This is a genomic window from Parasulfitobacter algicola, from assembly GCF_013315265.1.
Taxonomy (GTDB): domain Bacteria; phylum Pseudomonadota; class Alphaproteobacteria; order Rhodobacterales; family Rhodobacteraceae; genus Parasulfitobacter; species Parasulfitobacter algicola.
Genome location: NZ_JABUFE010000003.1, coordinates 1 through 25,263 on the forward strand (window position 1 = coordinate 1; position 25,263 = coordinate 25,263).

The following is a 25,263-nucleotide window of genomic DNA, read 5'->3' on the forward strand; positions in this document are numbered from 1 at the left end:
GCCGAGCTTTGAGAGTTCCCGTGCCCAATGATGGCTGGACCCGCATGCTTCCATCCCAACCAAACATGGTTCTAGTTCATCAAAGAAGGCGACAAGCTGGGAGCGCCGGATCGCTTGATTGAAAACGACGGTGCCATCCGCAGTAATCCCGTGGACTTGAAAAACATGCTTGGCCAGATCGATGCCAACTGTTGTAACTTGCATTTGGTAGCTCCTTTCCTAGCAGTGATACACAACTGCACTATGGCGCATTGTGACGCCGGTTGGAGCAGGAGCTATCCACCACATCGGGTTCGACAGGCCGCACTGCGCTCATCACCAAGCACCAGCAGAGATTTTCATGCCGTGGGCGCGCGCAGCGAGAGTTTGAGAGCTCTCCTATGGGCTCGTTCCAGACCTTCGTCGCGATCTGTGTGAAGGCCAACTTTTCCGATTTTTCAAAATGCGGGTCAATGCTTTGACGTGAAGGTCAAAATCATCTGACGTTCGGCACTAGGGGGCTATTGGCGGAAGGCAGAGGTGTCGAACCCCATCCTTTTCAGGACTCACTGTTTTCGAAACAGGACGCAAGGCCGCTTGCGTTTACCTTCCATGGCGGTAAGCCGAGGTGTCGATCCCCAACGCTTGCGCGTCCAATTGCTTTCAAAACAACGCCCGAGGCCGCTCGGGGTACCCATCCTTGGCGGAGGGCGGTGGTCTCGATCCACATTCCTGATTATGGGAACAGAACGATTAGCAGTCGCCTGCGGTGCCTTACCGCTTCACCCTCCGGGGTGATGATGAACAACTACTTGATGACATTTTATCGTCTCCATTCTGTGCGTTGCTTTTAGAAATCCAATCACTTCCGGTCAACATATTATTTTAGTGAAAGTTTATGGGTTATCATTTCAGCAGGAATAATGATGGCGCATCGTAACGCTTGAGACCCACGCTTGCCCCCGCTATGTGCATGGGCAAGAGGAAAAGACATGCCGCAGTTTTTTGATATTGATGATGCAGAGTTCGAAGCGCGATTTGAAACGCTTTTGAATGCCAAACGTGAAGACAGCCCAGATGTGGATGCAATCGTGGCTGATATTATTGCGGATGTGCGAGCGCGCGGGGACCGGGCGGTTCTTGAATTGACAGCGAAGTTTGATCGCTTGGATCTGACGGCTGACAGGCTTGCATTTTCCGCCGATGAGATCGCGGCAGAATGTGCCAAAGTTAGCGACAAGGATCGTGAGGCGCTGGAACTGGCCGCGGCGCGCATCCGGGCCTATCATGAAAAGCAGATGCCCGATGATCGCAGTTGGATCGATGATATCGGGGCCACGCTGGGCTGGCGCTGGACGCCTGTGTCGGCGGCCGGGCTTTATGTGCCGGGCGGTTTGGCCAGCTATCCGTCATCGGTTTTGATGAATGCCATTCCTGCACAGGTGGCCGGGGTCAAGCGTTTGGCAATCTGCGTGCCCACGCCGGATGGTGTGATAAACCCCCTGGTTTTATTTGCGGCCCGGCTGTCTGGTGTTGATACGATCTATCGGATTGGAGGGGCACAGGCGGTCGCTGCGATGGCTTATGGCACTGAAACGATTCAAGCGGTGGACAAGATCACCGGTCCCGGTAATGCGTTCGTCGCGGCGGCCAAGCGGCGGGTTTTCGGTAAGGTGGGCATCGACATGATCGCTGGCCCGTCCGAGATTTTGGTGATCGCGGATCGCCATAACGATCCCGATTGGATTGCGGTTGATCTGCTAAGTCAGGCCGAACATGACAAAAGTGCGCAATCGGTTTTGATCACGGATGATGCAGATTTCGGACGCGCCGTGGCGACAGCTGTGGACAAGCGTCTTGAAACGCTGGAACGCCGCGCGATTGCCGGGCCAAGCTGGCGCGATTATGGCGCAGTGATCACTGTGCGCGACCTGGATCAGGCGGCCGCGCTGTCAAACCGCATGGCGCCGGAACATCTTGAGCTGTGCGTCGATGATCCCGATGCCCTGTCCGAAAAGATCACCCATGCAGGCGCGATTTTTCTGGGTAAATGGACGCCTGAAGCCATTGGCGATTATATCGGCGGGCCAAACCATGTATTGCCCACCGCGCGCTCTGCCCGGTTTTCCAGCGGGTTGAGCGTGATGGATTTTGTAAAGCGGACAACCCTTGCTAAAATGACCCCTGCGGCACTTCGCGCGATTGGTCCTGCGGCGGAACGGCTGGCACAGTCCGAAAGTCTTGAGGCGCACGGGCTTTCCGTTCGCGCACGCCTTGATCATTTAAACGAAAGCTGAAGCGATGACACGCATAGCCCATATCGAACTGGACGACAGCAATCTGCCGCCCCCCACGCCCGAGATTGATCAGGAACGCAAAGTGGCGATTTTTGATCTGCTTGAGGATAATTCATTCACGCTGCCCAAGCGGGATGATCGGATTGTGGCAGATGGACCCTATCACGTGGGACTGTCGATCAAGGAAAAGCGGCTGGTCTTTGATGTGACGACCGAAGCGCATGGAAAAGCGGCGGAATTTCATCTGTCGCTTGGTCCTTTTAAGCAGGTTGTCAAAGACTATTTCCAAATCTGCGAAAGCTATTTTGAAGCTGTGAAAACTATGCCGCCCAGTCAGATCGAAACGATCGATATGGCCCGTCGTGGCATCCACAACGAAGGCGCGCGGATTTTGCAGGAACGGCTGGATGGCAAGGCCGATGTTGATATCGACACCGCACGACGGCTGTTCACATTGATCTGCGTATTGCACTTCGGATCATAACGCGTGAGCACGGAACTTCCCCATTCGATCCTGTTTTGTTGTGATCATAACGCTGTACGGTCCCCTATGGCCGAAGGGTTGATGAAGAAATTCTATGGTCAACAAAGCTATGTCCAATCGGCTGGTGTGAAGGGAGAGATGGAGATTGACGGCTTTTCCATCGCGGTCTGTCAGGAAATGGATGTTGAGCTGTCACGCCATCGTACGCGGTCTTTTGATGAGATGAAAGAATGGGGCGACGATCTGGGATCATTCGATTTGATCGTGGCTCTGTCGCCTGCCAGTCAACGTCGCGCGCTTGAGCTGACGCGGTACTATCACATGAATGTGGAATACTGGCCGATCCTGGATCCGACGGGGCTGGGTGACAGCCGCGCGGCCAAGCTGGACAGCTATCGACAGGCGCGCGATCAGATTATCCAGCGGATGACAGAAAAATGGGGTGCGCCAACCCAATCGGATGTTCAAATCTAAGGCCTGTGTATTTGTAACATCATAGCGCCAGCCCGAGTGTGCAAAGGATACGAGATAAAAGCGGCGCCGCGCAGATGCGCAGCCCCGCTAAATCACAGCATATCTATTGGCACAGAACTTCGTATTTCCAGGCGCCGGTTCTAAGTTGGGCTTCGTTTAACGTAATTTCATCCGGTGAACGGCTTAGAAAATACGTGTCCTGATGCGGCATGCGTAGGCCATGGGTTTCGCCGGGTGGGATGCTATAGCCCACATATTCTTCACCGGGCGGTGAGATCAGGCTCACGGTTTCAGGCGCGGTATAGGATATGGCATCCACGTACAGCGTGCGCGGGCTGTTATTTTCCACGATCACCCAGAAACGTTTGGTGGTGTCATCATTTGTGGCCATGTGGCCTTTGTTGATCTTCATTGGTTGCTGTTCACCTATTGGTAGACGAAAGGATTTAGTTCCCACGCTGCAATCATTTGTGCTGTAAACCGCCAGTGTTTCTGCTGCGATATTCAAGTCGAAATACATATAGTACCCCACAGCGCCGATAGATCCGATGATCAGGCAAAGCACGCGTACAAACTGTGCCCGCAATATTTTTGCAAAAAGCAGAAAGATCAGAAAAATTCCAACGGGCACCGCGTAAAACAATGCGTAATATGTATAATCCTCAACAATCATCTGGAAAGCCTTTTGGTATCTTTTAACAAGGCTTTAAATCATGGCTGAATATTTCCAGAAACTCTATCGGTATCAGGTCAAACCGCGTTAGACTGTTGCCGATCTGTCAATTTCGTCCTGACGAAGCGCATATTTGGCGGCAAATTTTCGGCGCGCAGACACAAGGCGCGGATCGTCAGGCGACAGGCCAAGCGTTCGGATGAACTCAATCCTTTGTTGCGTCTTCAAAGCGTCACGATCGATCGCAGTACCGAACGCGCGATCAATAATCTCGCCCCCGGGTGACACGTGAAACCAGCGCCCGAAATCGCGAAAATGATGTTGATTGTGCAAGGTGGTCACGTGCCGCTCGATCTGTGTTTTGGGCACGGTCAGATGGGCTGTCATATGAAACCATTCATAGCCAAGAAAGGTCAGCACACCACCGACAACAACAGTGGCCACCGCGATCTGAAGCGGCAAAGGCAGGCCGGCGGTCGCAAGGGCGATGTAGACAAAGCTAAGATTCAGCGCCAGCACAGGCAACGCGATCCAGATCGGAACAAAGAACAACCCTTTGTTTGTGGGAAAATCATGGTGGCCATAGTGGGCCTGATACAGCAGATCAAACGCCCATTGCCTGCGTGGCGGGGGCAGATGAAAGATAAAGCGGTGCAATGCATATTCGTTGATCATCTGCATGCCAACGCCAAGGGGCACCAGCATCCACACCCACCATGGTGCGGTCATGCCCAGAAAGATCAGCCCCGCACCCAATGCGAGCATCATCGCAATGATTGATTTGTGTGACAGCATAAGGGCGATACGTTGCATTCGTTTTCTTTTCTATCTGTGTGTTTTGAACAGCGTATCAGCAGCAGCACCTGCCATAAAGATAACGTTGCGGAATGTTTATATTGGCCAGCCCGTAAGGTCCTTGTTGCCAAACAATGGTCTGTTGACCCTTGACCTTCTGGGCGGGGCTGTCAAAACGCTGAAATGGGAACGGGTATACTGACCATTGATCTTGGCGCGGTGACTGAAAACTGGCGCGCGCTGGACCGGATGACCGGGACCGGTACGGAAACGGCTGCGGTGGTTAAGGCGGACGGCTATGGGTTGGGTGCGGGCCGTGTGGCGCGTGCTTTGGCGCAAAGTGGTGCGCGGCGTTTCTTTGTTGCTGTGGCCGAAGAAGGGGCCGCCGTGCGGCAAGCCCTGGGCCCTGGGCCCGAGATTTGCATTTTTTCCGGCCATATGCGCGGTGATACCGATATGATCGGTGATCTGATGCTGACGCCGATGTTGAATTCGATGGATCAGCTGACCCGCCATTTTGAGGCATTGCCGGGCCATCCTTTTGGTCTGCAGCTGGACAGCGGTATGAATCGTCTGGGGATGGAGCCTGCTGAATGGGCCGCCGTTCGTGATGTTGCGATGTCGCAAGCCCCGTCCATGGTGATCAGCCATCTTGCCTGTGCTGATGATCCCAACCATCCGATGAATGGCTTTCAGCTGGGGGCGTTTCGCGAAATGACAGCTGATCTCACATGCACCAGATCGCTGGCGGCAACAGGCGGCTGTCTGTTGGGCAAGGCGTATCATTTCGACCTGACGCGTCCTGGTATCGGTCTTTATGGTGGTGCACCGTTTTCGGACGCGGCTGCCGTGGCACATCTGGCGCTGCCCATCATCCAGATACGCGATTTGATGTCGGGCGAAGCTGTGGGATATGGCAACACCTGGATTGCCGATGACCCTGCACGTATCGCCACTGTGGCGGCAGGCTATGCCGATGGGTTGATCCGGGCGATGGGCAACAAAGGGTTTTTATATGCTGGTGATGTGGCCTGTCCGATTGTGGGGCGGGTGTCGATGGACCTGATCACCGTGGATATCACTGAATTGCGGGAAATCCCTTCGCATTTGGATATTTTAGGTCCATATCAAAGTGTGGATGATCTTGCGACACAGGCCGGGACGATAGGATATGAGATCCTGACTTCGCTTGGGGCGCGGTATAACAGGCGGTATGTCGGATGAACTTGGTACTTTCCCCCTTGGCGACGGTGGGCCGGAAAACACTTGGCATGCTGGCAGGCATCGGGCGGTTCATTATGTTCCTGTTCGAAACCATCAGCCATTTCTTTCGCCCGCCATTTTATGTGGGTGAATTTTTTCAGGCGCTTTTGTCGATTGGCTATTTCTCACTTCCGGTTGTGGGTATGACGGCGCTGTTTACAGGGGGCGCCTTGGCCTTGCAAATTTATGCAGGTGGTGCGCGTTTCAACGCCGAGGCCGTCGTGCCACAGATCGTTGCCATTGGTATGGTGCGCGAATTGGGACCTGTCATGGTGGGTCTGATGATTGCTGCGCGCGTCACGTCGTCTGTGGCTGCAGAAATTGCCACGATGCGCGTGACAGAACAGATCGATGCACTGGTGACACTGTCGACCAACCCGATGAAATATCTGACCGCGCCGCGTGTCCTGGCTGCTGTGATCGTAGTGCCGATCCTGGTGGGCATTGGCGATATCATCGGGATCGCAGGCGGGTTTTTGGTTAGTACCGAAACGCTAGGCTTTAACTCCGCCACGTATTTGCGCAACACGGCTGATTTTCTGGAAACGACCGATATCGTGTCATCGTTGATAAAAGGGGCCGTATTCGGTGGGATTGCCGCTTTGATGGGCTGCTATTATGGCATGAATTCCGGTCGGGGTGCCCAAGGTGTGGGTCGTGCCACCAAATCATCCGTCGAAGCGGCGGCCGTGTTGATACTGGCCGCCAACTTCGCCCTGACAGCATTGTTGTTTTCCGCATGATCAAACTGGATAAAATTCACAAAGCCTTTGGTGACAATCAGGTTCTGCGCGGTGCAACGCTGCATATTCCAAAAGGCGAAAGCATGGTGATTATCGGCGGGTCCGGTACGGGCAAGTCTGTGGCGCTGAAATGTGTTCTGGGCCTTGTGACGCCTGATGCAGGCACGATTATGGTGGATGGTCAGGATGTGACGACGGCAGATCGCGATGCGTTTCTGGCGAGATTCGGGATGCTGTTTCAGGGGGCTGCCCTTTTCGACAGTTTGCCGGTTTGGCAGAACGTTGCTTTTCGCCTGCTGCGCGGCAGTCTGAAACGGCCAAAGGCCGAAGCGCGTGAGATCGCCATTGAGAAACTGCGCCGCGTTGGCCTGAAAGCTGATGTAGCAGATCGGTTGCCGGCTGAATTGTCTGGCGGTATGCAAAAGCGTGTTGGTCTGGCCCGCGCAATTGCTGCAGACCCCGAAATTATCTTTTTCGATGAACCCACAACGGGCCTTGATCCGATCATGGCGGGTGTGATCAACGACCTGATCCGCGAGATTGTGGTTGAAATGGGTGCTACGGCGATGACGATCACCCATGATATGACGTCGGTGCGTGCGATTGCTGACCGTGTGGCGATGCTGCATGACGGGGTGATCCAATGGACGGGTACCGTGGCCGAGATGGACCAGACCGCTGACCCCTATGTCCAGCAATTTATACATGGTAAAGCCGATGGTCCGATTGAGGCGGTTCGCTAGGGCCGCTTGTCGCACCCTTGCGGGCGCTTCTCGCGAAGAAAACCCGACCAGGGTTTGATAAGCGTTGCGTTAATCGGATGGAAAATCTTGACACAGTTCAGACCGCCTGCCACTTGAGCCGATATGTATATTCAAACCACACTGCAGGGATGGATCCTGCGTATAATGAACCTGTCATTGCTTATCCTTTTCCCCGTCGCCTGGTTCGCACCATTGATGCGTGCGGGTCTTTTGCCGTTGTTTGGATTGTCTGAAATCAGCGTGATATCGGGGCTTCAGACGCTATGGGACAGTGATGTGTTTCTGGCGCTTATGGTCACGGCGTTCGCGCTGTTCGCCCCTTATCTGAAAACCATCGGTCTTGGCTTGATCCAGTTCCGGTTACTGGACCGGCGCGCTTTGCCGTTTGTCAGTTATCTGGGTAAACTGGCAATGGCTGATATCTTTCTGGTCGCCCTTTATGTAGTCGTTTTCAAAGGTGTTGGCGTTGGTAAAATCGAAATCGCATGGGGGCTTTATTTGTTCACATCCTGCATTGTGATATCGGTTGTTCTGTCGATCTTGCAGGATCGGATGGATAAAAAAGCGGCCCCTTTGGACACAGATACATAAATGGCGAAATCCCCCAGCTTTACCTGCACCGCTTGCGCGGCCAGCTATACCAAATGGTCAGGGCGGTGTGAAAATTGTGGCGAATGGAATTCAATCGTTGAAGAAAAGCCGCTGACGGCGGGACCGTCGTCAAAGTCTTTGGGCAAGGCACGTGGTCGTACGATTGAGTTGACAGATTTATCCACCAAAGAAACACCGCCCGAACGCACTTTGGCGGGCGTGGATGAACTGGACCGCGTGTTGGGCGGCGGTCTTGTTCAGGCATCGGCCATACTTGTGGGGGGTGATCCAGGCATCGGTAAATCAACGCTTTTGTTACAGGCCGCCGCCCGGTTTGCGCGGAATGGACTGAAGGTCATTTATGTTTCAGGCGAAGAAGCCGCTGCACAGGTTCGCATGCGCGCGGATCGACTGGGGCTGACGGAAAGCCCGGTCAAGCTGGCCGCAGAAACCAATTTGCGTGATATCCTGACCACACTGGATGCTGAACGCCCTGATTTGGCGATCATCGACTCGATCCAGACCATGTGGGCCGATCACGTTGAGGCCGCACCGGGATCGGTCAGCCAGGTGCGCACCGCAGCCCATGAGCTGACGACATTCGCCAAACAGCGCGGGATCGCGGTTGTGATGGTGGGGCATGTCACCAAGGACGGTCAGATCGCAGGCCCCCGTGTCGTGGAACATATGGTTGATACGGTTTTGTATTTCGAAGGCGAACGGGGCCATCAGTTCCGTATCCTGCGTGCCGTCAAGAACCGCTTTGGGCCTGCCGATGAAATCGGTGTGTTCGAAATGACAGGCAAAGGTCTGGCCGAGGTCAAGAATCCATCGGCTTTATTTTTGTCAGAACGGGGCAATCCCGCGCCTGGATCAGTGGTTTTTGCCGGGATCGAAGGCACGCGACCTGTATTGTGCGAATTTCAGGCCCTTGTGGCGCCATCACCGCATTCGCAAGCACGTCGGACAGTCGTTGGTTGGGATGGTGGACGGTTGGCCATGATACTGGCGGTTCTTGAATCCCGGTGCGGCATTCCTTTTACTGGCTTGGATGTTTATCTGAACGTGGCAGGTGGGTTGCGTATTGGTGAACCGGCGGCAGATCTGGCTGTTGCGGCTGCTTTGCTGTCTGCGCGAGAAGACGCCACTTTACCGGCTGAGTGTGTCCTTTTTGGCGAAATTAGCCTGTCAGGGGCCCTAAGACCCGCGGTTCAAACCGAAAATCGGTTGAAAGAGGCGCAAAAACTTGGTTTCACATCTGCTATAGCGCCTACCAGTGCCAAACCGGTGGCTTTGTCCGGCATCGCTGTTCGACAGTTTGATGATTTGACAGGTTTTGTAAGTGACGTATTTGGCGCACGGTAGCGCAGGGGCGAAGGAGCGAGGGGCATGGAAGGTTTTACATTAGTGGACGGCGGCGTTGCCGTTGTGATCATATTATCCGCCATTTTGGCGTATTCGCGTGGTTTTGTGCGCGAAACCATGGCTATCTTGGGGTGGATCGGTGCGGCCATTGCTGCGTTTATCTTTGCGCCGGATGTTGAACCCCTGATCAAGGAAGCCCCGATTGTCGGTAGTTTTATTGGCGATAGCTGCGAATTGGCAATCACAGTCGCTTTCGCGACAGTTTTTGCGGTGGCGCTTGTGATCTTTTCGCTGTTCACGCCGCTTCTGTCCGGCATGATACAGCGGTCAGCATTGGGCGGGTTGGACCAAGGGCTTGGTTTTCTGTTCGGTGCACTTCGCGGTGCACTTCTTGTTGCGATTGCGTTTTTTATCTATGATGTTGCCTTGCCCAATCAAGAGATTGCAATGATTGATGAATCCCGGTCTGCGCAGGTTTTTGCATCGGTAACAGGCCGCATTGAAGATCGTGATCCGGAACAGGCATTGGGTTGGGTTACACAGCAAGTTCAGCAGCTTGTCGGTGATTGTGGTGCCGGATCAGATCCTGTTGTCACACCAGAACCAGTACCAGCCGAGGTTATACCGCAAAATACACCTGAGCCAGCGCCAGAACAACCGGCCGAAGAAAACCCAGTTATTATTATTGAATAATCCGGATGCTTGAAAAGCCAAAGGCCGATGCATATCGCATTGGCCTTTGTCTTAAAACACCATGAAAAGGGTTGGGACCATCGCCACACCAAAAGCAGGTGGCACGACCTTTTTCAGATAGAGGCGATAGGGCAACGCGGCTTGCCCCGGACCTGGATACCAGCGGATCAGCTGAATAACGGTCACGACGAACAAGCTCCAACCCGTTACGGCGTACCACGATAAGACTGTGCTTTTTCCTATGGCTCCGGGCGAAATATCAGGCGTCTGCGTCAGATATTCCTGAAAAAAGCCAAGCCCCAGAAAACAAGCGGCAATGCACCATAAAAATAGTGTGGGCCAACGGAATGGCATAAGGGCCAGCAACAGAAAAAAGATCGTTTGAAGAAGAATGGGCATGGAAAATATATATCTATGATGTGCAGTTCTTTATGGATTATCAGTCAAAATATGTTTTCTCTAGGCAAAACAACAATCTTACGGCATATTAATAAAGATTAATAAGGCCGTTTGCTTTTGATCCTGCTGTCTTGCGACTTTGATTACATAAAAGAAAACGGTCTATGCTGTCATCGACGACTTATGCCTATGCATGTGGGGGGTGCAGGTCGTTGTGTAAAAATGGGCTATGAAAAGAAATGACCATCGGAAGACTTATCCTGAATTGTCTCGCGGCACCTTTTGGCGCGTTCCTTATTCTTTTTTATGCGGTACCTTACGTACTGCTTTTGTTGGCGGCGATATATTTCGCCCCTGTGCTGCAACTGCCGGAAAGTACCAGCCTTGCAATGGCTGATATGGCGGCAGGACCGGTTGCATCTGTTGTGGGCAACGAAGCCCCGGTTGTGACTGCAAGTGTTATCCAAACGGCGATAACAGCGTTGATCCTTGGGTTTTTAACGCTTTTGCTGGTGTTCCAACTGCACAGGCTTGCTGGTCGGATTGTGGATATCGGCGGCTATTCCATGATGTCGAATTATATCGTTCCGGCACGGTCTTGGATGGCGACATCGGGTTTGATGTTGATCATTCTGGGCGCTGTGGTTGCTGTTGTACTGAGCGTTGATACCGAGATTTTGGCGATTAATGAATTGCAGCAGCAGATAACGGTCGTGCCGCAAACGCTGGTGGCGTATCTGATATCAGGTCCGGTACAGGGGCTTTTTCTGATTACGGCGTTGTTTTTCGGACTGACAGGTGTGTCAGGTATCAAGCGGGCTGGATATCTTGAAGGGATACGAACCTTTTCGCGTGGATTTTCGGCACTTTTGATCATGTCATTTGTCTTTACGGTCCTAATTGCAACGGCTGGTTTTTTCTTTCAGACCTATGTGCTGCCAGCCTTGGGCTTTACGTCTGTTCCGCGGACTTGGGTGCTGATGGGTGAGGTTGCGCTGTTATGGGCGACGATGTCGTTTGTCAGTGCGGCTTGGTTCAAGCGGATGAGTGTTCGGGTCTATAACAACACCGGATCTGACATGAAACGCCGCCTGTATCAGGGGTATGTTGGCTGATTTTTGTTATGAAGCAACCAAGTGGCTGGGCCATTTGCTGAGTGCGAAGTGCAACACCAGCATCATCCCCGCCCATAGCAAAAGGGTCAGCGGATAACTGAACAACGCGTCCGCAACGGCAATCATACCCATCAAAGTGCCATATCCAGGCGCGAATAAACTGCCTCCGACGGCGGCCCCAATGATGGTTGCCAGAACGGCACCCATAGCAGATATCAACAGGGCATGACGACTATTGCGCCCAAAAGCCCATGCCGAGGCCAGCCCACCTGTGCAGCCACCGACGAACGCAGCCAGTAGAAAGCGCGATGTCTCAGGCAGATAAAATGCTGACCAAACTTCATGCAGCACATACATGATTAATCCGAAACACAGCCCGATCAGGCCCATAGCCAGACTAATGGTAAACGTGCGCATTTGTTTGAAATAGGTCGTCATGATCTGTCCCCTTTTGCAGAAAGACTGCCCCTAGGGTTTGCAGAGACCCGCCAGCATTTGTGCAGGGTTTGTGCAAATTCATTACTCATTTTAACCCATCGTACATCCGTGACTTGTGTGTGCGGGGCTGTGAAGCTAATGGTGAAAAGTCTGGATCCAAACCCCCAGACGACGGAGATTTTATGTTTACGATTGCGGGCAACCGCTAGTTCCTGAAAACTGGAACACCTGAAACCAAAGACCGTTCACGCAATTGGCTGAACGGCCTTTCGTCTTGTTCGTATAAAATCGAGACATTCAATGAACATCTCAAAACATGAGCAGCGTGTTTTGCATGTTTTGGCGCAAGGTGGTGCAATCCATTATGAACGCGCCAAGAACGGTAAAATACGCAAAATTATATGCTTCACTCGCGACGGTCATGTGCTGACCGACTGCACGATGAACATATTCCAACGTTTGCGAAAACGGCGTTTTGTCAGGTCTGAAAACAGCAAACCTTACCGTGTGACACGGCTGGGGATCGTTTGTGTTCGATCACAGGCCGACAATCGCTGAAAATGAAATCAAAGAAAGAAAAGCAATGATAATTAGATTAACCACATCGAATGATATTCCAGCCTTGCAACAGGTTTTGGATGGTACGGAACTGTTTCCCAGTGATATGCTGCCCGATATGCTTGCCGGTTTTTTGACGGTTGCGGACAGCCCCAATATTTGGCTGACGTGTGAAGACGCAGGTCAGCCAGTGGGCTTTTGTTATGCTGTTCCGGAAGATCTGGCTGATGGCACATGGAACATGCTTGCGATTGCTGTTTTACCGTCGTGCCAAGGGCGCGGTTTCGGGGGTGCTGTTGTTCAGCATCTTGAAGACGTATTGCGGGGCCGCCGCGCGCGCATTCTGATCGCAGACACATCTGGAACCGATGAGTTTGCGCAGACACGCGCGTTTTATCAAAAGAGCGGTTATGCCGAAGAAGCGCGCATTCGCGATTTTTGGGCCGCTGGTGATGATAAAGTTGTCTTCTGGAAATCGTTGACAGACTAAACCATACGAATGCGCCTTGCCCGAACGTCGTGGGCAAGGCGCGCTTTTAGGCTATTGTGTTTGCATGTTCTTTCAGCACTGATTTCAAATCAAAGGCAGCGCGCATCAGGTGGCGTGTGTAATCGCTGGTGGGGGCATTAAAGATATTTGCAGTGCTACCATGTTCGACGACTTCGCCATTCTTCATGACCATAACGGTGTCAGACAGGGCGCGAACGACAGACAGATCATGACTGATAAAGATATAAGACAGCTCAAGTTCGGTCTGAATATCGCGTAAAAGGGTGATGATCTGTTTTTGCACAGACCGATCAAGGGCTGAGGTCGGTTCATCCAGCACCATCACAGTAGGCCGCAGGATTACTGCGCGCGCGATGGCGATGCGCTGGCGTTGGCCGCCAGAAAATTCATGTGGAAAGCGGCGGCGCACGGCAGGGTCCAGATCGACGGCGCGCAGGGCCTCGGTCGCGCGGCGATCACGGTCTTTGGCGCTGATGCCCGGTTCATGCACCAGCAAACCTTCGGTGACGATTTCGCCCACGGTCATGCGGGGGCTGAGCGATCCGTAGGGATCCTGGAACACCATCTGCAGATCACGGCGATAGGCTTGCATCTGGTGGCGGCTTAGCCCGCTGATGACATTATCTGCAAACACCACACGGCCATCGGATGGTAAAAGCTGCAGGATTGCGCGGCCCAGGGTGGATTTTCCAGAACCCGATTCCCCAACGATACCAAGGGTTTGTCCCTTTTGCAGCGACAGACTGACATCTTTAACTGCTTTCACTTCGCGCAGTTTGCCCCCCAGAAACCCGCCGCCACTGGAAAAGGTCACAACCATATCGTTGGCACTTAGAACCATCGGGGCTGTTTCAGGAACGGGATCTTTCGTACCGTCGGGCTCTGCGCCTAACAGCAGTTTTGTATAGTCCTCGCGGGGGGCATTGAAAATCTGTTCGGCTGGCCCTTCTTCAACCACCTGGCCGGCGCGCATAACGTAAACGCGGTCGGCAAAGGCGTCCACAATCCCAAGATCATGGGTGATAAACAGGATCGACATGCCCAGACGCTTTTGTAGGTCCGCCAAAAGCGCCAGAATTTCGGCTTGAATGGTCACATCCAGGGCCGTTGTTGGTTCATCGGCGATCAACAGGTCGGGGTTATTAGCCAGTGCCATTGCGATCATCACACGTTGGCGCTGTCCGCCGGACAGTTCGTGCGGATAAGCCTTCAGCCGATCTTTCGCATTCGGGATCTGAACCAGTTCCAGAAGTTCCAGCGCACGGTCGCGGGCGGCTTGTTTGGATAGCCCACCATGCACGCGCAAGGGTTCGCAGATCTGAAATTCGATCGAATACAACGGATCAAGTGATGTCATGGGTTCCTGAAAGATCATCGTAATCTTGGCACCGCGAATTTTGTTCAAATCGGATTTTGACATTCCGATCAGCTGTGTGCCGCGATAAATGGCGGATCCGCGTACAGTACCATTATCAGCCAGAAGTCCCATGGTGGCCATCATCGCCTGGCTTTTGCCCGAGCCGCTTTCGCCAACGATGGCGACTGTTTCGCCAGGTATCACTTTCATGTTCACACCGCGCACTGCATCGACCGGCCCATCGGGGGTGTCAAAACTGACATGGATGTCTTTGATGTCTAAAATCGGATCGGTCACGTCAACGGTCCTTTGGGTCAAGTGCATCGCGCAGGCCGTCACCCAGAAAGTTCAAGGCAAACAGCAGAATGGTTAGGGCAAGCGACGGGTAAATCAGCAGATAAGGCGTGCCCTGAATATCGCGTGATCCGTTTGAAATCAGCACACCAAGCGATGTCAGCGGGTTCTGCACGCCAAGTCCCAGAAACGACAGGAACGATTCCAGCAAGATCACCTTGGGCACCATCAGTGTCGTGTAGACGATCACAGGACCAAGTGTATTGGGGATAATGTGGCGTTTGACGATTGAGACGGGTTTGACGCCCAACGCTTCGGCCGCGCTGACAAATTCCCTGCGGCGCAATGACAAGGTCTGGCCGCGCACGATCCTGGCCATATCCAGCCATTCAATGGCGCCCACAGCAATGAACATCAGGAATATGTTATTACCGAAAAAGACGACCAGCAGAATGACGAAAAAGATAAACGGCAGGGAATACAGGATATCAACCACGCGCATCATCACACTATCGACCATGCCGCCGATAAAGCCAGCAATGGCCCCGTAAAGCACACCGATCAAAAGTGCTACGGCCGTGGCGGCCGCCCCAATTAGCAAGGATATTCGAATAGCAATTACAATACGTGCCAGCTGATCACGCCCATTGCTGTCGGTTCCAAAGATAAAGCGGTATCGCTGCACATCCGATTGCATTGTGACGGTCAAATTGTCTGGCGATATCTCGATCACGCGTGTGTTTGCAAACAGATCCGACCGGTCCATATAGCGCGTCACGCGTTCGTCGATTTCGCGGGATGACGTTGCGGTGACAGTCAGGATATCGCCGTCCAATTCGACGCTCTGTGGCTGCAGACGCGCGCGGGTGATCACGCGTTCAGCCGATGGCAGGATATCTTCGGTGGGGGGATAAAGCTGCAGACTGGCCGGTTCGCGGGTAAAGTCGCGATAGCTGTTGTCATAGTCATGCGTGGTCAGCATTGGGCCGAACGTACCGATCAGGATATAGATGATCAGGATGGCCAATGATGCCATTGCGGCTTTGTTCTTTCGCAGACGCAGCCAAGCGGTCGCCCAAAGTGATCGGCTGGTGCCAAGGTCAAGTTCGTCTATCTGGATGTCTGTTTGTGTGTCTGACATTGGGTCACTCATAGCGAACACGCGGATCAAGGGCCGCGTAAAGGATATCGACGATCAGATTGAAGATCAGAACGAAGACGGCGATGACAATCACGGTACCCATCACCAGCGTATAGTCACGGCTAAGGGCGGCGTTCACGAATTCACGGCCAATACCGGGCAGCCCAAACACTTGTTCGATGACGATTGAGCCGGTCAAAAGGCCCGCAGCGGCAGGTCCCAGATAGGACACAGCAGGCAGGCAGGCGGCACGCAGTGAATGGGTCACGACAATCATGCGTGTGGGCAGACCATATGCGCGGGCTGTGCGAACGTGGTCTGATCTAAGGGCCTCGATCATGGCGCCGCGAATTAGCCGGGCGATCACGGCCACTTGTGGCAGGCCCAGGGCGATGACTGGCATCACAAGGTTTGCGGGATGCCCGCCGCCCCACCCCCCTGTTGGCAAAAGGTTCAAGGCCACACCGAAGATCAGCGCAAGGATGGGGGCTACGACAAAATTCGGAACTGTGATGCCAAAGGTTGCGATGGCAATCACGGTATAATCAATCCAACTGTTCTGGCGCAGGGCTGCGATGCATCCTAGAATGCTGCCAAAGACCACGGCCATCAACAGCGCCAAACTGCCCAGAAGCATCGACACCGGCAAACCGTCAGCCAGAAGTTCATGAACCGAAAAGTCACGGCGGAAAAAACTGGGGCCCATGTCGCCTTGCAACAGATTACCCAGATATCGGAAATACTGTTCGTAAAGCGGCTTATCCAGATGGAAGTAAGCGTTCAGGTTAGCCAGAACGGTAGGTTCCAGCGCGCGTTCCGCGTCAAACGGGCCACCCGGTGCGATGCGGATCAGAAAGAACGCAACGGTCACGACCAGAAATAACGTCGGTATCGCGCCCAATAGGCGGCGAAGAATATAGCGTATCATGGGGTTTTGTCCGAAAAAATGGTCCGGGCAAGGGCTGCCCGGACCGGGTTATAGGGGTTATTCAGTGATGCTCATGAAGCGTGTTGGGTGAACATTCTGGATATTGTCTTCCCATCCCTGAAGCTTGTCGGACACAAGCGATAGCGAGGAATAATAAAGAAGCGGCATTTGTGGCATATCGCGCAGAAGCATGGTTTCGGCCTCGGCCAGAATTTGCGCGCGTTCTTCCAGATCAACCGTATTCGCGGCCTTGTCCAGCAGTGCGTCATGTTCCGGATTGTTATAGTTGCCGTAGTTAAAGCCGGGATTGTCCGCGCGGTTCAAAAACAAGAAGTTCTGCGGATCAGAGTAATCGCCGATCCAACCAGCCCGCGCCACATCGTGGATCTTTTCATCGCGCAGCATAGCATAGTGGGCGGATGCATCGCGCTGCTGATAGGTCACGTTGATACCAATCGCTGACCACATATCGGCAATCGCATTGGCCGTATTTTCGTGATTTTCCGAGGTGTTATAGGAGATTTCAACCTCAAGCGGGTTATCAGGGCCATATCCGGCCTCAATCATCAGTTCAAGCGCGCGATCTTCGCGGTCCAGCATAGGCAGATCCGCATATTCCATCGACGGCTGTGGGTCGACATAGTTGCCGATGCCCGGTGGGACCCAGCCTGTCGCAGGAATCATGGCGCCCGCCCATATTGATTCGGCCAGGAATTCGCGATCGATGGACATGCTCATCGCTTGTCGGATGCGCACGTCATCAAACGGTTCACGTGCTGTGTTGATGCCATAGTAATACACGCCAAGATACGGGGCCACACGCACCGCATCGCCAAGGCGCGATTTAAGGTCGTCGATTTGTTCGGCGGCAATGTCGGAACAGCTGTGCACTTCGCCCGCTTCAAAACGACGGGCGCAGTTGGCGCGATCCTCAAACGGGATGTAATTGATCGTTTCGATCGCGACATTTTCTGCGTCATGGAAGTTTTCATTTTTCTGCATAACGATCATATCGTTTGGCCGGAAAGAAACCAATGTGTAAGCACCGTTTGAGATCATGTTACCGGGGCGTACAAAATCATCGCCATGCTGTTCAACACTGGCCTGATGCAAAGGCAGGGCGGTTTGGTGGGTCAGCAGTTCGATAAAGAACGGCGTCGGGCGTTCCAGTGTGATTTCCAGCGTTTTGTCATCAATGGCTTTTGCGCCCAGTTCGACCCCTTCGCCTTCGCCTTTGTTGATCGCCTCGGATCCTTTGATTGGATAAAGAATATTGGCATATTTCGCAGCTGTCGCAGGCTGCATGATGCGGTTGAACGAAAAGACGAAATCACCAGCTGTGACCGGGTCACCGTTGGACCATTGGGCATCTTCGCGAATGTTGAATGTATAAACCAGACCATCGTCTGAGATTGTCCAATCGCTTGCCACACCGGGAATGGTTTCCGCCTTGGTGTTGTAGATTACCAGACCCTCGTACAAATCGCGCAACAAATTCGCTTCAACCACGGTTGAGGTTTTATGCTGGTCCAGTGTTTCAGGGTCGCTGTCATTGCCGCGCATATAGGTCTGCGCTGATATCGCACCAGCGCACGCAACCATGATCGTGGTGACCAGCAGGGTTTTTCTAAGGGGTTGGAAAAGCATTCAAGACATCTCCTCTGTCGGTGTTCTTTTTGCTTGGATTGCACAAGTCGAATGCGAATGGCGGGGATCGTCAATAGCAACATTAACTTTACTTAAGGGAAAGTTGGCGAAATATTGATCAACTGGTGGAATAATGTGCAATTAAGGCGCTTTTGATCCGATGTTCAGCACTTTATGGATTTATCTATCTATATGAAATTAAAAGATATTATGTAAGATTAGCTAGGGGCGCTGTTGGATGCTTAAAGGTTTTCGAGGTTTTGCGACATATTCTTTCGCAACAGCGTAAAGTGCAAAATCGGCAATAATCCGCTTATCATTGATGCTATGGACCTTGGATCAGTCTTTGTGCATCAACAAGGGATGTCACCAGAACTTTCACAGATGCGTCATATTGCGTTAACGGTTTTTCAAGCGGGTGTTGATCGGGCTGATCCGTTCCGTGCCGTGCAAGTAGCGCTGCATTCGCATCCCGCGGCCGAACATCATCTGCAGATTATCGCTGTTGGCAAAGCAGCGATGCGGATGACCCAGGCTGCATTATCCAGAATACCCGCGCCCCTAGGTGTGATCGTTGTTACAAATTATGAAAATGCAGGCGAATTATCCGGTGCTCGGGTGTTCGCGGCGGGTCACCCCGTGCCTGATGAAAACGGTGTAATGGCTGCGGATGCAGTGTGTGATGCATTGCAAAAGGCGCAGGGCAATATTCTGGCTTTAATCAGCGGGGGCGGATCTGCGCTTTTACCTGCACCGGTTCCGGGGATCACCTTGGCTGATAAGCAGGCCGTTAACAGCAGTCTTTTATCGTCGGGTGCTGATATCGAAACAATGAATTTGGTTCGCCAGAACATTTCTCGGTTAAAGGGCGGGGGGTTTTTGCGGCTTGCGGCACCTGCGCAGGTCAGGGCGCTGATTCTGTCAGATGTGGTCAGTGACGATCTGCGTGCGATTGCCAGTGGCCCAACAGCATCGCCGCTTGGCAACCGCATGCAGGCGCGTGCCGCGCTTGAAGAGCTGGAAATCTGGGGTGATATGCCCCCATCAGTACGCGATCACCTATCACAGCCCGATGACATGCAGCCCAATTTGATTGCTGAGAATGATATTATAGGATCCAACCAGATCAGTCTGGATGCGATGGCTGCCCAAGTGCCTGATGCTAGGGTGCTTGCAACGCCATTGACTGGTGATGTCAGGGATGCTGCGGCGCAAATTATTCAGTTTGCAAATGGTCCGGGGGCTTATCTGTTTGGTGGTGAAACGACCGTACGTATCACTGGGCAGGGAAAAGGTGGACGAAATCAAGAGCTTGCCTTGCGTGTGGCCATGCTTGCCGAACAAGCGGGTTGGGATAATTGGGTTTATCTGCAAGGCGGTACAGATGGGCGCGATGGACCGACTGATGCGGCAGGGGGGGTGGTTGATGCAGGCACACTGGACCGTGCACGGACCAATGGGATCGATCCGAACGCTATTTTAGTGAAGAATGACAGCTATCATTTGCTGTCAGCGACAGGCGATCTTTTGATCACCGGGGCCACAGGCACCAATGTCGCCGATCTTGGCGTTTTGATCCGCTGGTAGCTAGACCAGTAATTTCACGGCAATAGCAGGCAGATCTTTGTAATCATGCAGCAGCGCTTCGGGTTCAAGGTCACGAACAGTATCACCCGACGGACCAAATGTGACCAAGACTGACGGAACACCGGCCGCGCGTGCGGTTTTGCGATCCGTATCCGTATCACCAATCAAACAGGATCTTGAAACTGTCCCGCCTGCCTGTTCGACAGCTGCGATAAAAGGCGCAGGATCGGGTTTGCGCACAGGCAAGGTATCTGCCCCGATCATGGATGCAAATTCATTGCGCACGCCAAGCCGCGTCAGCAGCTTTTCGGCCAATCCTGCCGGTTTGTTGGTGCAGATGCCCACAGCAAAGCCGTTTGATTTCAGGGTTTCCACGGCCTGCATTGCGTAAGGGTAAAGGGTCGTGTGGGTATCGATATTATTGTCATAGGCTTTCACAAAAAGCGGTTGTTGACGGTCAATGTCGTCTTCGCCAAATCCGTCGACTCGTGAAAACCCAAGCGCCAGCATGGCGCGACCACCGCGAAAGGCGGTCGCTGCATCATCAACAGGATCCAACAGATTGCCAAGGCCCAAATCCTGAAAACAGGTGTTTGCCGCGGCAATCAGGTCGCGGCTTGTATCGGCCAATGTGCCGTCGAGGTCAAAAATCACTGTGCGCATGGGGCTCCGATCTGTCACGTATGGTAAACAACTGTGATGGCGTGCCCTCTTGCGGGCGGCCCCGGAACCGATAGAACGGCGCAGAGCAGAAAGAAAGAGGCCAATATGTCCACAGCCCTTATTATTCTTGCGGCCGGACAGGGTACGCGGATGAATTCCGATCTTCCCAAAGTGCTGCATCAGGTGGCTGGCGCGCCGCTTTTGGTACACGCGATGAAGTCAGGCGCGTCAGTTGAACCGGAACGTACGGTGATTGTTGCGGGCCATGGAGCTGACGCGGTCAAGGCTGCGGCCAAAAATTGGGACGCGGACGTACGCGTTGTGATGCAAGACGAACAATTGGGCACGGGCCATGCGGTCTTACAGGCGCGTGAGGCCTTGCAGGGCTTTCAGGGCGATGTGATCGTCCTTTTTGGCGACACGCCCTTTATCGCGCCAAACACTTTGGAACAGATGATCAAGACCCGCAGAGATCATGCCGTGGTTGTTTTGGGATTTCAGGCTGCCGATCCGGGTCGATATGGTCGTCTGATTATGGTCGGTGATCAATTAGACCGGATCGTCGAATACAAAGACGCAAGCGATGATCAGCGCGCAGTAACCCTTTGTAATTCAGGGGTTATGGCAGCAGATGCAACGGTTTTATTTGATCTGCTGGATGCGGTAAAAAACGATAACGCAGCGGGCGAATATTATTTGACAGATATCCCTGCCATTGCACGCAGTCGCGATCTGACAACGACTATCGTCACCTGTGACGAGGCTGAAACCCTAGGTATAAATACGCGCGCTCAGTTAGCTGAAGCCGAAGCTGCATTTCAGGCCCGCGCCCGGGCCGACGCGATGGACAACGGCGTAACACTGCAGGCGCCCGATACTGTGATCTTTGCGCATGACACGGTGGTTGGCCGCGATACTATGATCGAGCCCAACGTGGTTTTCGGGCCCGATGTGACAGTGGAAAGCGCGGCGACGATCCGTGCATTTTCACATCTTGAAGGCTGCCATGTATCGCGCGGTGCGATTGTTGGGCCTTATGCACGTCTGCGTCCTGGCACCGAATTGGCCGAAGGCGTGCGTGTTGGAAATTTTGTTGAAGTGAAAAACGCTGAACTGGCGGCAGGGGCCAAGGTTAATCACCTGTCTTATATCGGGGACGCCGAGATTGGCGCAGACACGAACGTTGGCGCAGGCACGATCACCTGCAACTATGACGGTGTTATGAAGCATCGCACAGTGATTGGTGAACGCGCTTTTATTGGATCAAATACCATGCTGGTAGCCCCAGTTGATATCGGGGACGAGGCGATGACAGGCAGTGGATCGGTTATCACTGAAGACGTGGCAGCCGGTGATTTGGCATTGGGGCGCAGCCGTCAAGTGAACAAAACAGGGCTTGCGCGGCGAATGATGAATCGGCTGCGTGCGATTAAAGCAAAGGGATTGAACTGATGTGCGGGATTGTTGGTGTTCTGGGCACGCATGAGGTCGCCCCGATTATTGTCGAAGCATTGAAACGTCTGGAATATCGCGGTTATGACAGTGCGGGCATCGCGACTGTGAATGACGGCGTGCTGGATCGCCGCCGTGCTGTGGGCAAACTGGTGAATCTGTCAGATCTTCTAGTGCATGATCCCTTACCGGGTAAATCCGGGATTGGTCATACACGTTGGGCAACGCATGGCGCACCATCGGTGGGGAACGCGCATCCGCACAAAGCCGGACCGGTTGCAGTGGTACATAACGGCATTGTCGAAAATTTTCGCGAATTACGGTCTGAGTTGGCAGAACATGGCATCGGCTTTGAAACGGAAACCGATACAGAAACAGTGGCCCTGCTGACCCATCATCACATGACACAAGGCATGTCTACGCAGGACGCAGCACTGAAAACAATCGCCCGGCTTGAGGGCGCCTTTGCCCTTTGTTTTCTGTTTGATGGCGAAGATGATCTGATGATTGCCGCGCGCAAGGGGTCGCCCTTGGCCATTGGGCACGGCGAGGGCGAGATGTTCGTGGGATCAGACGCGCTGGCCTTGTCACCGATGACGAACCGCGTGACATATCTTGAGGAAGGCGATTGCGTGATTCTGACACGCACATCGCTCCAGATACGTGATGCCAAAGGCAAACTGGCCAATCGTCCAATCAAGACAATCCAGATTGATGCAGCCCAGGTCGAAAAGGGCGGTCATAAGCATTTTATGGCAAAAGAGATCGCTGAACAGCCCGCCGTAATTGGCGATGCCTTGGGGCACCATATCCAAAACGGTCAGATCGCGCTGCCGGATGTGGATTTCACCAAGATCGACAGGCTGGTGATGGTGGCGTGCGGAACAGCGTTTTATGCTTGCCTGACTGCGAAATACTGGTTTGAACAACTGGCTGGTATCCCGGTTGAGGTCGATATCGCATCCGAATTCCGATACCGTGAACCGCCGATCCCGACGGGCACGGTGGCGTTGTTTGTCAGTCAGTCGGGCGAAACGGCCGACACGCTGGCAGCATTGCAATACTGCGAAGGCCGTGCAGATCAGATCTTGTCGGTGGTTAACGTACCAGAAAGTTCAATCGCGCGGGGCAGTGATGTGGTGCTGCCGATTTATGCGGGAACCGAAATTGGTGTTGCATCGACCAAAGCATTTACCTGTCAGTTGGTGGTTCTGGTTCTGATGGCGTTGAAAGCTGCCCAGGACAAAGGGCGGATGGACGCAGAAACGCTTAACGGTCATTTGACTGATCTGCGTAATCTGCCTGGGCTGATGAACCATGCATTGTCAGGCAACACTGTCATGAAAAAGCTAGCCCGCAAATTGGCCGAGGCGACGGATATCCTGTTTCTGGGTCGCGGACAGATGTACCCATTGGCGATGGAAGGTGCACTGAAGTTAAAGGAAATCAGCTATATTCATGCCGAAGGTTATGCCTCGGGCGAATTGAAACATGGCCCTATCGCGCTGGTCGATAAAAAGACGCCAATTGTTGTCATGGCGCCCAGTGATCGGCTGTTCGACAAAACCGTGTCGAACATGCAGGAAGTCATGGCGCGTGGTGGAAAGGTACTGTTGATCACAGATGCCAAGGGCGCAGAAGAAGCGGGCGACGGAATGTGGGAAACCTTGATCATGCCAGAGGTGCCTGATCTATTTGCGCCCATCCTGTATGCGATCCCCGCGCAACTGTTGGCTTATCATACCGCTGTTGCCAAGGGGACGGATGTTGACCAGCCGCGCAATTTGGCAAAGTCTGTAACAGTTGAGTAAATATCGGAAGTGTTTTTGACCAAATGACATATAACAATATCAGGTGGCTGGTCTTTGCTGGGTTGACCTTTTTTGGATTGATCTTCGCGGTGATCGGGGCCGTGTTTCTTTATAATCAAAATCAGTTCATGAAAGATGCCCGTCTTGTGGAGGCAACTGTTATTGATGTTGAAGTCAGCTATAGCGACGGCACAGAAATGTATCGCCCAACCGTTCGCTATCTTGATGAAACAGGCACGCCGCATGAAGCGGAAACATGGTGGTCTTCGAACCTTTATGATTTCGACATAGGTGAGACAGTCGAAGTCTATTACAATCACGATCACAGCGATAATATTCAGTTTGACAGCTTTTTCGCACTTTGGGGGTTTGGATTGATTTTTCTGATTGTGGGACTTGTTCCTATTCTCATTGGGCTAGGGATTTTTATTGCTATGGGAATTGCTGAAAAACGCCGGATACCCAACCATGGCTAAGCAGTTTGATCAGATTGAAGATACGCATCAGCGCTTTATTGAAGACCAGTATCTGTTTTTTGTGGGCACTGCGGCAACGGATGGACGCGTGAATGTGTCGCCCAAAGGCATGGACAGTTTGCGAGTTCTTGCGCCTAACCGCATAATCTGGCTGAACCTTACGGGCAGCGGGAATGAAACGGCGGGGCATTTGCTGAACAATCCACGCATGACCTTGATGTGGTGTTCGTTCGCGAAACGCCCGATGATCCTGCGGCTGTATGGAACCGCGCGGGCGGTTCATCATTTGGATGATGACTGGCACGCGCTTTACGATCATTTTCCCAAATCTGTTGGCGCAAGGCAGATTTATGATCTGACGGTCGATCTGGTGCAAACATCGTGCGGATATTCCATTCCGTTTTTAGATTATGTGGGCGAGCGGCATGTTTTGCAAAAATGGGGCGAGGATAAGGGCCAAGAAGGCGTGCGTGCACATTGGGCCACGCGGAATACTGAGACGATTGATGGGATGCCGACACATATTATTGAGAAAAATCTAGGCGTTGATGACGCGTGATCCGAATGAACGCGCAGGGCGCGTATTTTTTCTGGCACTTCGTGCGATTTGCCTTCGGCGAGAATATTTTTGCCAAGAAGAAGGTGCTTGGCGCTATTGACCGTAAAGGTGGAAACACTGCGTTTTGACATATTATATCAGCAAGCTGCCCTTGCTGATATGTGTTGTGATTGCTATTTGATTTCGAATTCCGATTAAATTGATCG

At 53.0% G+C, this 25,263-nt stretch carries 26 protein-coding genes and 1 pseudogene; 17 read left to right on the plus strand and 10 right to left on the minus strand.

Annotated features, from left to right (window positions below):
* Positions 1–204: pseudogene (locus HRQ87_RS20060) on the minus strand (IS110 family transposase); the annotation flags it as partial.
* A gap of 767 nt (positions 205–971) precedes the next feature.
* Between HRQ87_RS20060 and hisD the strand changes: the two are divergent.
* The 3 genes from hisD to HRQ87_RS06045 are packed head-to-tail and all read left to right on the plus strand — an operon-like array spanning position 972 to position 3,234.
* Positions 972–2,276 (plus strand): histidinol dehydrogenase, encoded by a 1,305-nt coding sequence (gene hisD / locus HRQ87_RS06035; protein ID WP_174136333.1) that lies wholly within the window; start codon positions 972–974, stop codon positions 2,274–2,276.
* A 4-nt stretch (positions 2,277–2,280) separates the two neighbouring features.
* A complete protein-coding gene (locus HRQ87_RS06040) occupies positions 2,281–2,760 on the plus strand; it encodes a UPF0262 family protein (protein WP_174136335.1) in 480 nt (159 codons plus the stop codon).
* Between the two features lie 3 nt (positions 2,761–2,763).
* Entirely contained in the window at positions 2,764–3,234 is a 471-nt protein-coding gene (locus HRQ87_RS06045; protein WP_174136337.1) for an arsenate reductase/protein-tyrosine-phosphatase family protein, read from the plus strand.
* 103 nt (positions 3,235–3,337) lie between these two features.
* Here the strand turns inward: HRQ87_RS06045 and HRQ87_RS06050 are convergent, their stop codons facing one another.
* Both HRQ87_RS06050 and HRQ87_RS06055 read right to left on the minus strand, forming a co-directional pair.
* Positions 3,338–3,907, minus strand: a complete 570-nt coding sequence (locus tag HRQ87_RS06050; protein WP_174136339.1) for a hypothetical protein — start codon at positions 3,905–3,907, stop codon at positions 3,338–3,340.
* Between the two features lie 87 nt (positions 3,908–3,994).
* Positions 3,995–4,720 carry a sterol desaturase family protein gene (locus HRQ87_RS06055; protein WP_174136341.1) on the minus strand — a complete coding sequence of 242 codons (726 nt, stop codon included), beginning with the start codon at positions 4,718–4,720 and terminating at the stop codon, positions 3,995–3,997.
* Positions 4,721–4,885: 165 nt separating this feature from the next.
* Here HRQ87_RS06055 and alr point away from each other — a divergent pair, with 165 nt between their 5' ends.
* From alr to HRQ87_RS06085, 6 genes are all read left to right on the plus strand, one after another.
* A complete protein-coding gene (alr, locus tag HRQ87_RS06060; protein WP_174136343.1) occupies positions 4,886–5,926 on the plus strand; it encodes an alanine racemase in 1,041 nt (346 codons plus the stop codon).
* Complete coding sequence (locus HRQ87_RS06065) at positions 5,923–6,708, plus strand: MlaE family ABC transporter permease (RefSeq protein WP_174136345.1); 786 nt, start codon at positions 5,923–5,925, stop codon at positions 6,706–6,708. Before alr ends, HRQ87_RS06065 begins: the two co-directional genes overlap by 4 nt.
* Positions 6,705–7,451, plus strand: coding sequence for an ABC transporter ATP-binding protein (locus HRQ87_RS06070; protein ID WP_174136347.1), 747 nt, complete (start codon positions 6,705–6,707; stop codon positions 7,449–7,451). Before HRQ87_RS06065 ends, HRQ87_RS06070 begins: the two co-directional genes overlap by 4 nt.
* A gap of 123 nt (positions 7,452–7,574) precedes the next feature.
* The gene (locus tag HRQ87_RS06075; RefSeq protein ID WP_174136349.1) at positions 7,575–8,063 is read left to right on the plus strand and encodes a paraquat-inducible protein A; all 489 of its coding nucleotides are present in this window, start codon (positions 7,575–7,577) and stop codon (positions 8,061–8,063) included.
* The gene (gene radA / locus HRQ87_RS06080; RefSeq protein ID WP_174136351.1) at positions 8,064–9,428 is read left to right on the plus strand and encodes a DNA repair protein RadA; all 1,365 of its coding nucleotides are present in this window, start codon (positions 8,064–8,066) and stop codon (positions 9,426–9,428) included. It abuts the gene before it with no gap.
* Positions 9,429–9,452: 24 nt separating this feature from the next.
* A complete protein-coding gene (locus HRQ87_RS06085; protein WP_174136353.1) occupies positions 9,453–10,121 on the plus strand; it encodes a CvpA family protein in 669 nt (222 codons plus the stop codon).
* Positions 10,122–10,172: 51 nt separating this feature from the next.
* Here the strand turns inward: HRQ87_RS06085 and HRQ87_RS06090 are convergent, their stop codons facing one another.
* Positions 10,173–10,520, minus strand: coding sequence for a hypothetical protein (locus tag HRQ87_RS06090; RefSeq protein ID WP_174136355.1), 348 nt, complete (start codon positions 10,518–10,520; stop codon positions 10,173–10,175).
* 239 nt (positions 10,521–10,759) lie between these two features.
* Here HRQ87_RS06090 and HRQ87_RS06095 point away from each other — a divergent pair, with 239 nt between their 5' ends.
* A complete protein-coding gene (locus HRQ87_RS06095; RefSeq protein ID WP_174136357.1) occupies positions 10,760–11,635 on the plus strand; it encodes a hypothetical protein in 876 nt (291 codons plus the stop codon).
* A gap of 6 nt (positions 11,636–11,641) precedes the next feature.
* Here the strand turns inward: HRQ87_RS06095 and HRQ87_RS06100 are convergent, their stop codons facing one another.
* Entirely contained in the window at positions 11,642–12,073 is a 432-nt protein-coding gene (locus HRQ87_RS06100) for a hypothetical protein (protein WP_174136358.1), read from the minus strand.
* A gap of 300 nt (positions 12,074–12,373) precedes the next feature.
* Between HRQ87_RS06100 and HRQ87_RS06105 the strand changes: the two genes are divergently transcribed.
* Entirely contained in the window at positions 12,374–12,631 is a 258-nt protein-coding gene (locus HRQ87_RS06105; RefSeq protein ID WP_174136360.1) for a YjhX family toxin, read from the plus strand.
* A 25-nt stretch (positions 12,632–12,656) separates the two neighbouring features.
* On the plus strand, positions 12,657–13,121 hold the full coding sequence (locus HRQ87_RS06110) for a GNAT family N-acetyltransferase (RefSeq protein ID WP_174136362.1): 465 nt from the start codon (positions 12,657–12,659) through the stop codon (positions 13,119–13,121).
* 46 nt (positions 13,122–13,167) lie between these two features.
* Here HRQ87_RS06110 and HRQ87_RS06115 read toward each other — a convergent pair whose 3' ends face one another.
* The 4 genes from HRQ87_RS06115 to HRQ87_RS06130 are packed head-to-tail and all read right to left on the minus strand — an operon-like array spanning position 13,168 to position 18,509.
* The gene (locus HRQ87_RS06115; protein WP_343035153.1) at positions 13,168–14,796 is read right to left on the minus strand and encodes an ABC transporter ATP-binding protein; all 1,629 of its coding nucleotides are present in this window, start codon (positions 14,794–14,796) and stop codon (positions 13,168–13,170) included.
* 1 nt (position 14,797) lies between these two features.
* On the minus strand, positions 14,798–15,934 hold the full coding sequence (locus tag HRQ87_RS06120) for an ABC transporter permease (RefSeq protein WP_174136366.1): 1,137 nt from the start codon (positions 15,932–15,934) through the stop codon (positions 14,798–14,800).
* Positions 15,935–15,938: 4 nt separating this feature from the next.
* Positions 15,939–16,862 carry an oligopeptide ABC transporter permease OppB gene (gene oppB / locus HRQ87_RS06125; RefSeq protein WP_174136368.1) on the minus strand — a complete coding sequence of 308 codons (924 nt, stop codon included), beginning with the start codon at positions 16,860–16,862 and terminating at the stop codon, positions 15,939–15,941.
* Between the two features lie 57 nt (positions 16,863–16,919).
* Complete coding sequence (locus HRQ87_RS06130) at positions 16,920–18,509, minus strand: peptide ABC transporter substrate-binding protein (protein ID WP_174136370.1); 1,590 nt, start codon at positions 18,507–18,509, stop codon at positions 16,920–16,922.
* 363 nt (positions 18,510–18,872) lie between these two features.
* Between HRQ87_RS06130 and HRQ87_RS06135 the strand changes: the two genes are divergently transcribed.
* Positions 18,873–20,096, plus strand: coding sequence for a glycerate kinase type-2 family protein (locus HRQ87_RS06135; protein ID WP_174136372.1), 1,224 nt, complete (start codon positions 18,873–18,875; stop codon positions 20,094–20,096).
* Here the strand turns inward: HRQ87_RS06135 and HRQ87_RS06140 are convergent, their stop codons facing one another.
* Positions 20,097–20,759, minus strand: coding sequence for an HAD-IA family hydrolase (locus tag HRQ87_RS06140; RefSeq protein ID WP_174136374.1), 663 nt, complete (start codon positions 20,757–20,759; stop codon positions 20,097–20,099).
* Positions 20,760–20,864: 105 nt separating this feature from the next.
* Between HRQ87_RS06140 and glmU the strand changes: the two genes are divergently transcribed.
* From glmU to HRQ87_RS06160, 4 genes are read left to right on the plus strand one after another with little or no spacing between them, the layout of a single operon-like run.
* Positions 20,865–22,211, plus strand: a complete 1,347-nt coding sequence (glmU, locus tag HRQ87_RS06145) for a bifunctional UDP-N-acetylglucosamine diphosphorylase/glucosamine-1-phosphate N-acetyltransferase GlmU (protein ID WP_174136376.1) — start codon at positions 20,865–20,867, stop codon at positions 22,209–22,211.
* On the plus strand, positions 22,211–24,022 hold the full coding sequence (glmS, locus tag HRQ87_RS06150) for a glutamine--fructose-6-phosphate transaminase (isomerizing) (protein WP_174136378.1): 1,812 nt from the start codon (positions 22,211–22,213) through the stop codon (positions 24,020–24,022). Before glmU ends, glmS begins: the two co-directional genes overlap by 1 nt.
* 23 nt (positions 24,023–24,045) lie before the next feature.
* Positions 24,046–24,498, plus strand: coding sequence for a DUF3592 domain-containing protein (locus HRQ87_RS06155; protein WP_174136380.1), 453 nt, complete (start codon positions 24,046–24,048; stop codon positions 24,496–24,498).
* Entirely contained in the window at positions 24,491–25,057 is a 567-nt protein-coding gene (locus HRQ87_RS06160; RefSeq protein ID WP_174136381.1) for a pyridoxamine 5'-phosphate oxidase family protein, read from the plus strand. Before HRQ87_RS06155 ends, HRQ87_RS06160 begins: the two co-directional genes overlap by 8 nt.
* The last annotated feature ends 206 nt before the right edge of the window (positions 25,058–25,263 follow it).

What these genes read in the sequence shown, in the direction of transcription:
- HRQ87_RS06085 (WP_174136353.1), top strand. Translation starts at nt 9,453, where the DNA reads ATGGAAGGTTTTACATTAGTGGACGGCGGCGTTGCCGTTGTGATCATA.
- HRQ87_RS06155 (WP_174136380.1), top strand. Translation starts at nt 24,046, where the DNA reads ATGACATATAACAATATCAGGTGGCTGGTCTTTGCTGGGTTGACCTTT.
- HRQ87_RS06120 (WP_174136366.1), bottom strand. Translation starts at nt 15,934, where the DNA reads ATGTCAGACACACAAACAGACATCCAGATAGACGAACTTGACCTTGGC.
- HRQ87_RS06135 (WP_174136372.1), top strand. Translation starts at nt 18,873, where the DNA reads ATGTCACCAGAACTTTCACAGATGCGTCATATTGCGTTAACGGTTTTT.
- glmU (WP_174136376.1), top strand. Translation starts at nt 20,865, where the DNA reads ATGTCCACAGCCCTTATTATTCTTGCGGCCGGACAGGGTACGCGGATG.
- HRQ87_RS06110 (WP_174136362.1), top strand. Translation starts at nt 12,657, where the DNA reads ATGATAATTAGATTAACCACATCGAATGATATTCCAGCCTTGCAACAG.
- HRQ87_RS06160 (WP_174136381.1), top strand. Translation starts at nt 24,491, where the DNA reads ATGGCTAAGCAGTTTGATCAGATTGAAGATACGCATCAGCGCTTTATT.
- HRQ87_RS06070 (WP_174136347.1), top strand. Translation starts at nt 6,705, where the DNA reads ATGATCAAACTGGATAAAATTCACAAAGCCTTTGGTGACAATCAGGTT.
- alr (WP_174136343.1), top strand. Translation starts at nt 4,886, where the DNA reads ATGGGAACGGGTATACTGACCATTGATCTTGGCGCGGTGACTGAAAAC.
- HRQ87_RS06095 (WP_174136357.1), top strand. Translation starts at nt 10,760, where the DNA reads ATGACCATCGGAAGACTTATCCTGAATTGTCTCGCGGCACCTTTTGGC.
- HRQ87_RS06140 (WP_174136374.1), bottom strand. Translation starts at nt 20,759, where the DNA reads ATGCGCACAGTGATTTTTGACCTCGACGGCACATTGGCCGATACAAGC.
- HRQ87_RS06130 (WP_174136370.1), bottom strand. Translation starts at nt 18,509, where the DNA reads ATGCTTTTCCAACCCCTTAGAAAAACCCTGCTGGTCACCACGATCATG.
- glmS (WP_174136378.1), top strand. Translation starts at nt 22,211, where the DNA reads ATGTGCGGGATTGTTGGTGTTCTGGGCACGCATGAGGTCGCCCCGATT.
- HRQ87_RS06065 (WP_174136345.1), top strand. Translation starts at nt 5,923, where the DNA reads ATGAACTTGGTACTTTCCCCCTTGGCGACGGTGGGCCGGAAAACACTT.
- radA (WP_174136351.1), top strand. Translation starts at nt 8,064, where the DNA reads ATGGCGAAATCCCCCAGCTTTACCTGCACCGCTTGCGCGGCCAGCTAT.
- HRQ87_RS06055 (WP_174136341.1), bottom strand. Translation starts at nt 4,720, where the DNA reads ATGCAACGTATCGCCCTTATGCTGTCACACAAATCAATCATTGCGATG.
- HRQ87_RS06050 (WP_174136339.1), bottom strand. Translation starts at nt 3,907, where the DNA reads ATGATTGTTGAGGATTATACATATTACGCATTGTTTTACGCGGTGCCC.
- hisD (WP_174136333.1), top strand. Translation starts at nt 972, where the DNA reads ATGCCGCAGTTTTTTGATATTGATGATGCAGAGTTCGAAGCGCGATTT.
- HRQ87_RS06100 (WP_174136358.1), bottom strand. Translation starts at nt 12,073, where the DNA reads ATGACGACCTATTTCAAACAAATGCGCACGTTTACCATTAGTCTGGCT.
- HRQ87_RS06105 (WP_174136360.1), top strand. Translation starts at nt 12,374, where the DNA reads ATGAACATCTCAAAACATGAGCAGCGTGTTTTGCATGTTTTGGCGCAA.
- HRQ87_RS06075 (WP_174136349.1), top strand. Translation starts at nt 7,575, where the DNA reads ATGTATATTCAAACCACACTGCAGGGATGGATCCTGCGTATAATGAAC.
- oppB (WP_174136368.1), bottom strand. Translation starts at nt 16,862, where the DNA reads ATGATACGCTATATTCTTCGCCGCCTATTGGGCGCGATACCGACGTTA.
- HRQ87_RS06090 (WP_174136355.1), bottom strand. Translation starts at nt 10,520, where the DNA reads ATGCCCATTCTTCTTCAAACGATCTTTTTTCTGTTGCTGGCCCTTATG.
- HRQ87_RS06040 (WP_174136335.1), top strand. Translation starts at nt 2,281, where the DNA reads ATGACACGCATAGCCCATATCGAACTGGACGACAGCAATCTGCCGCCC.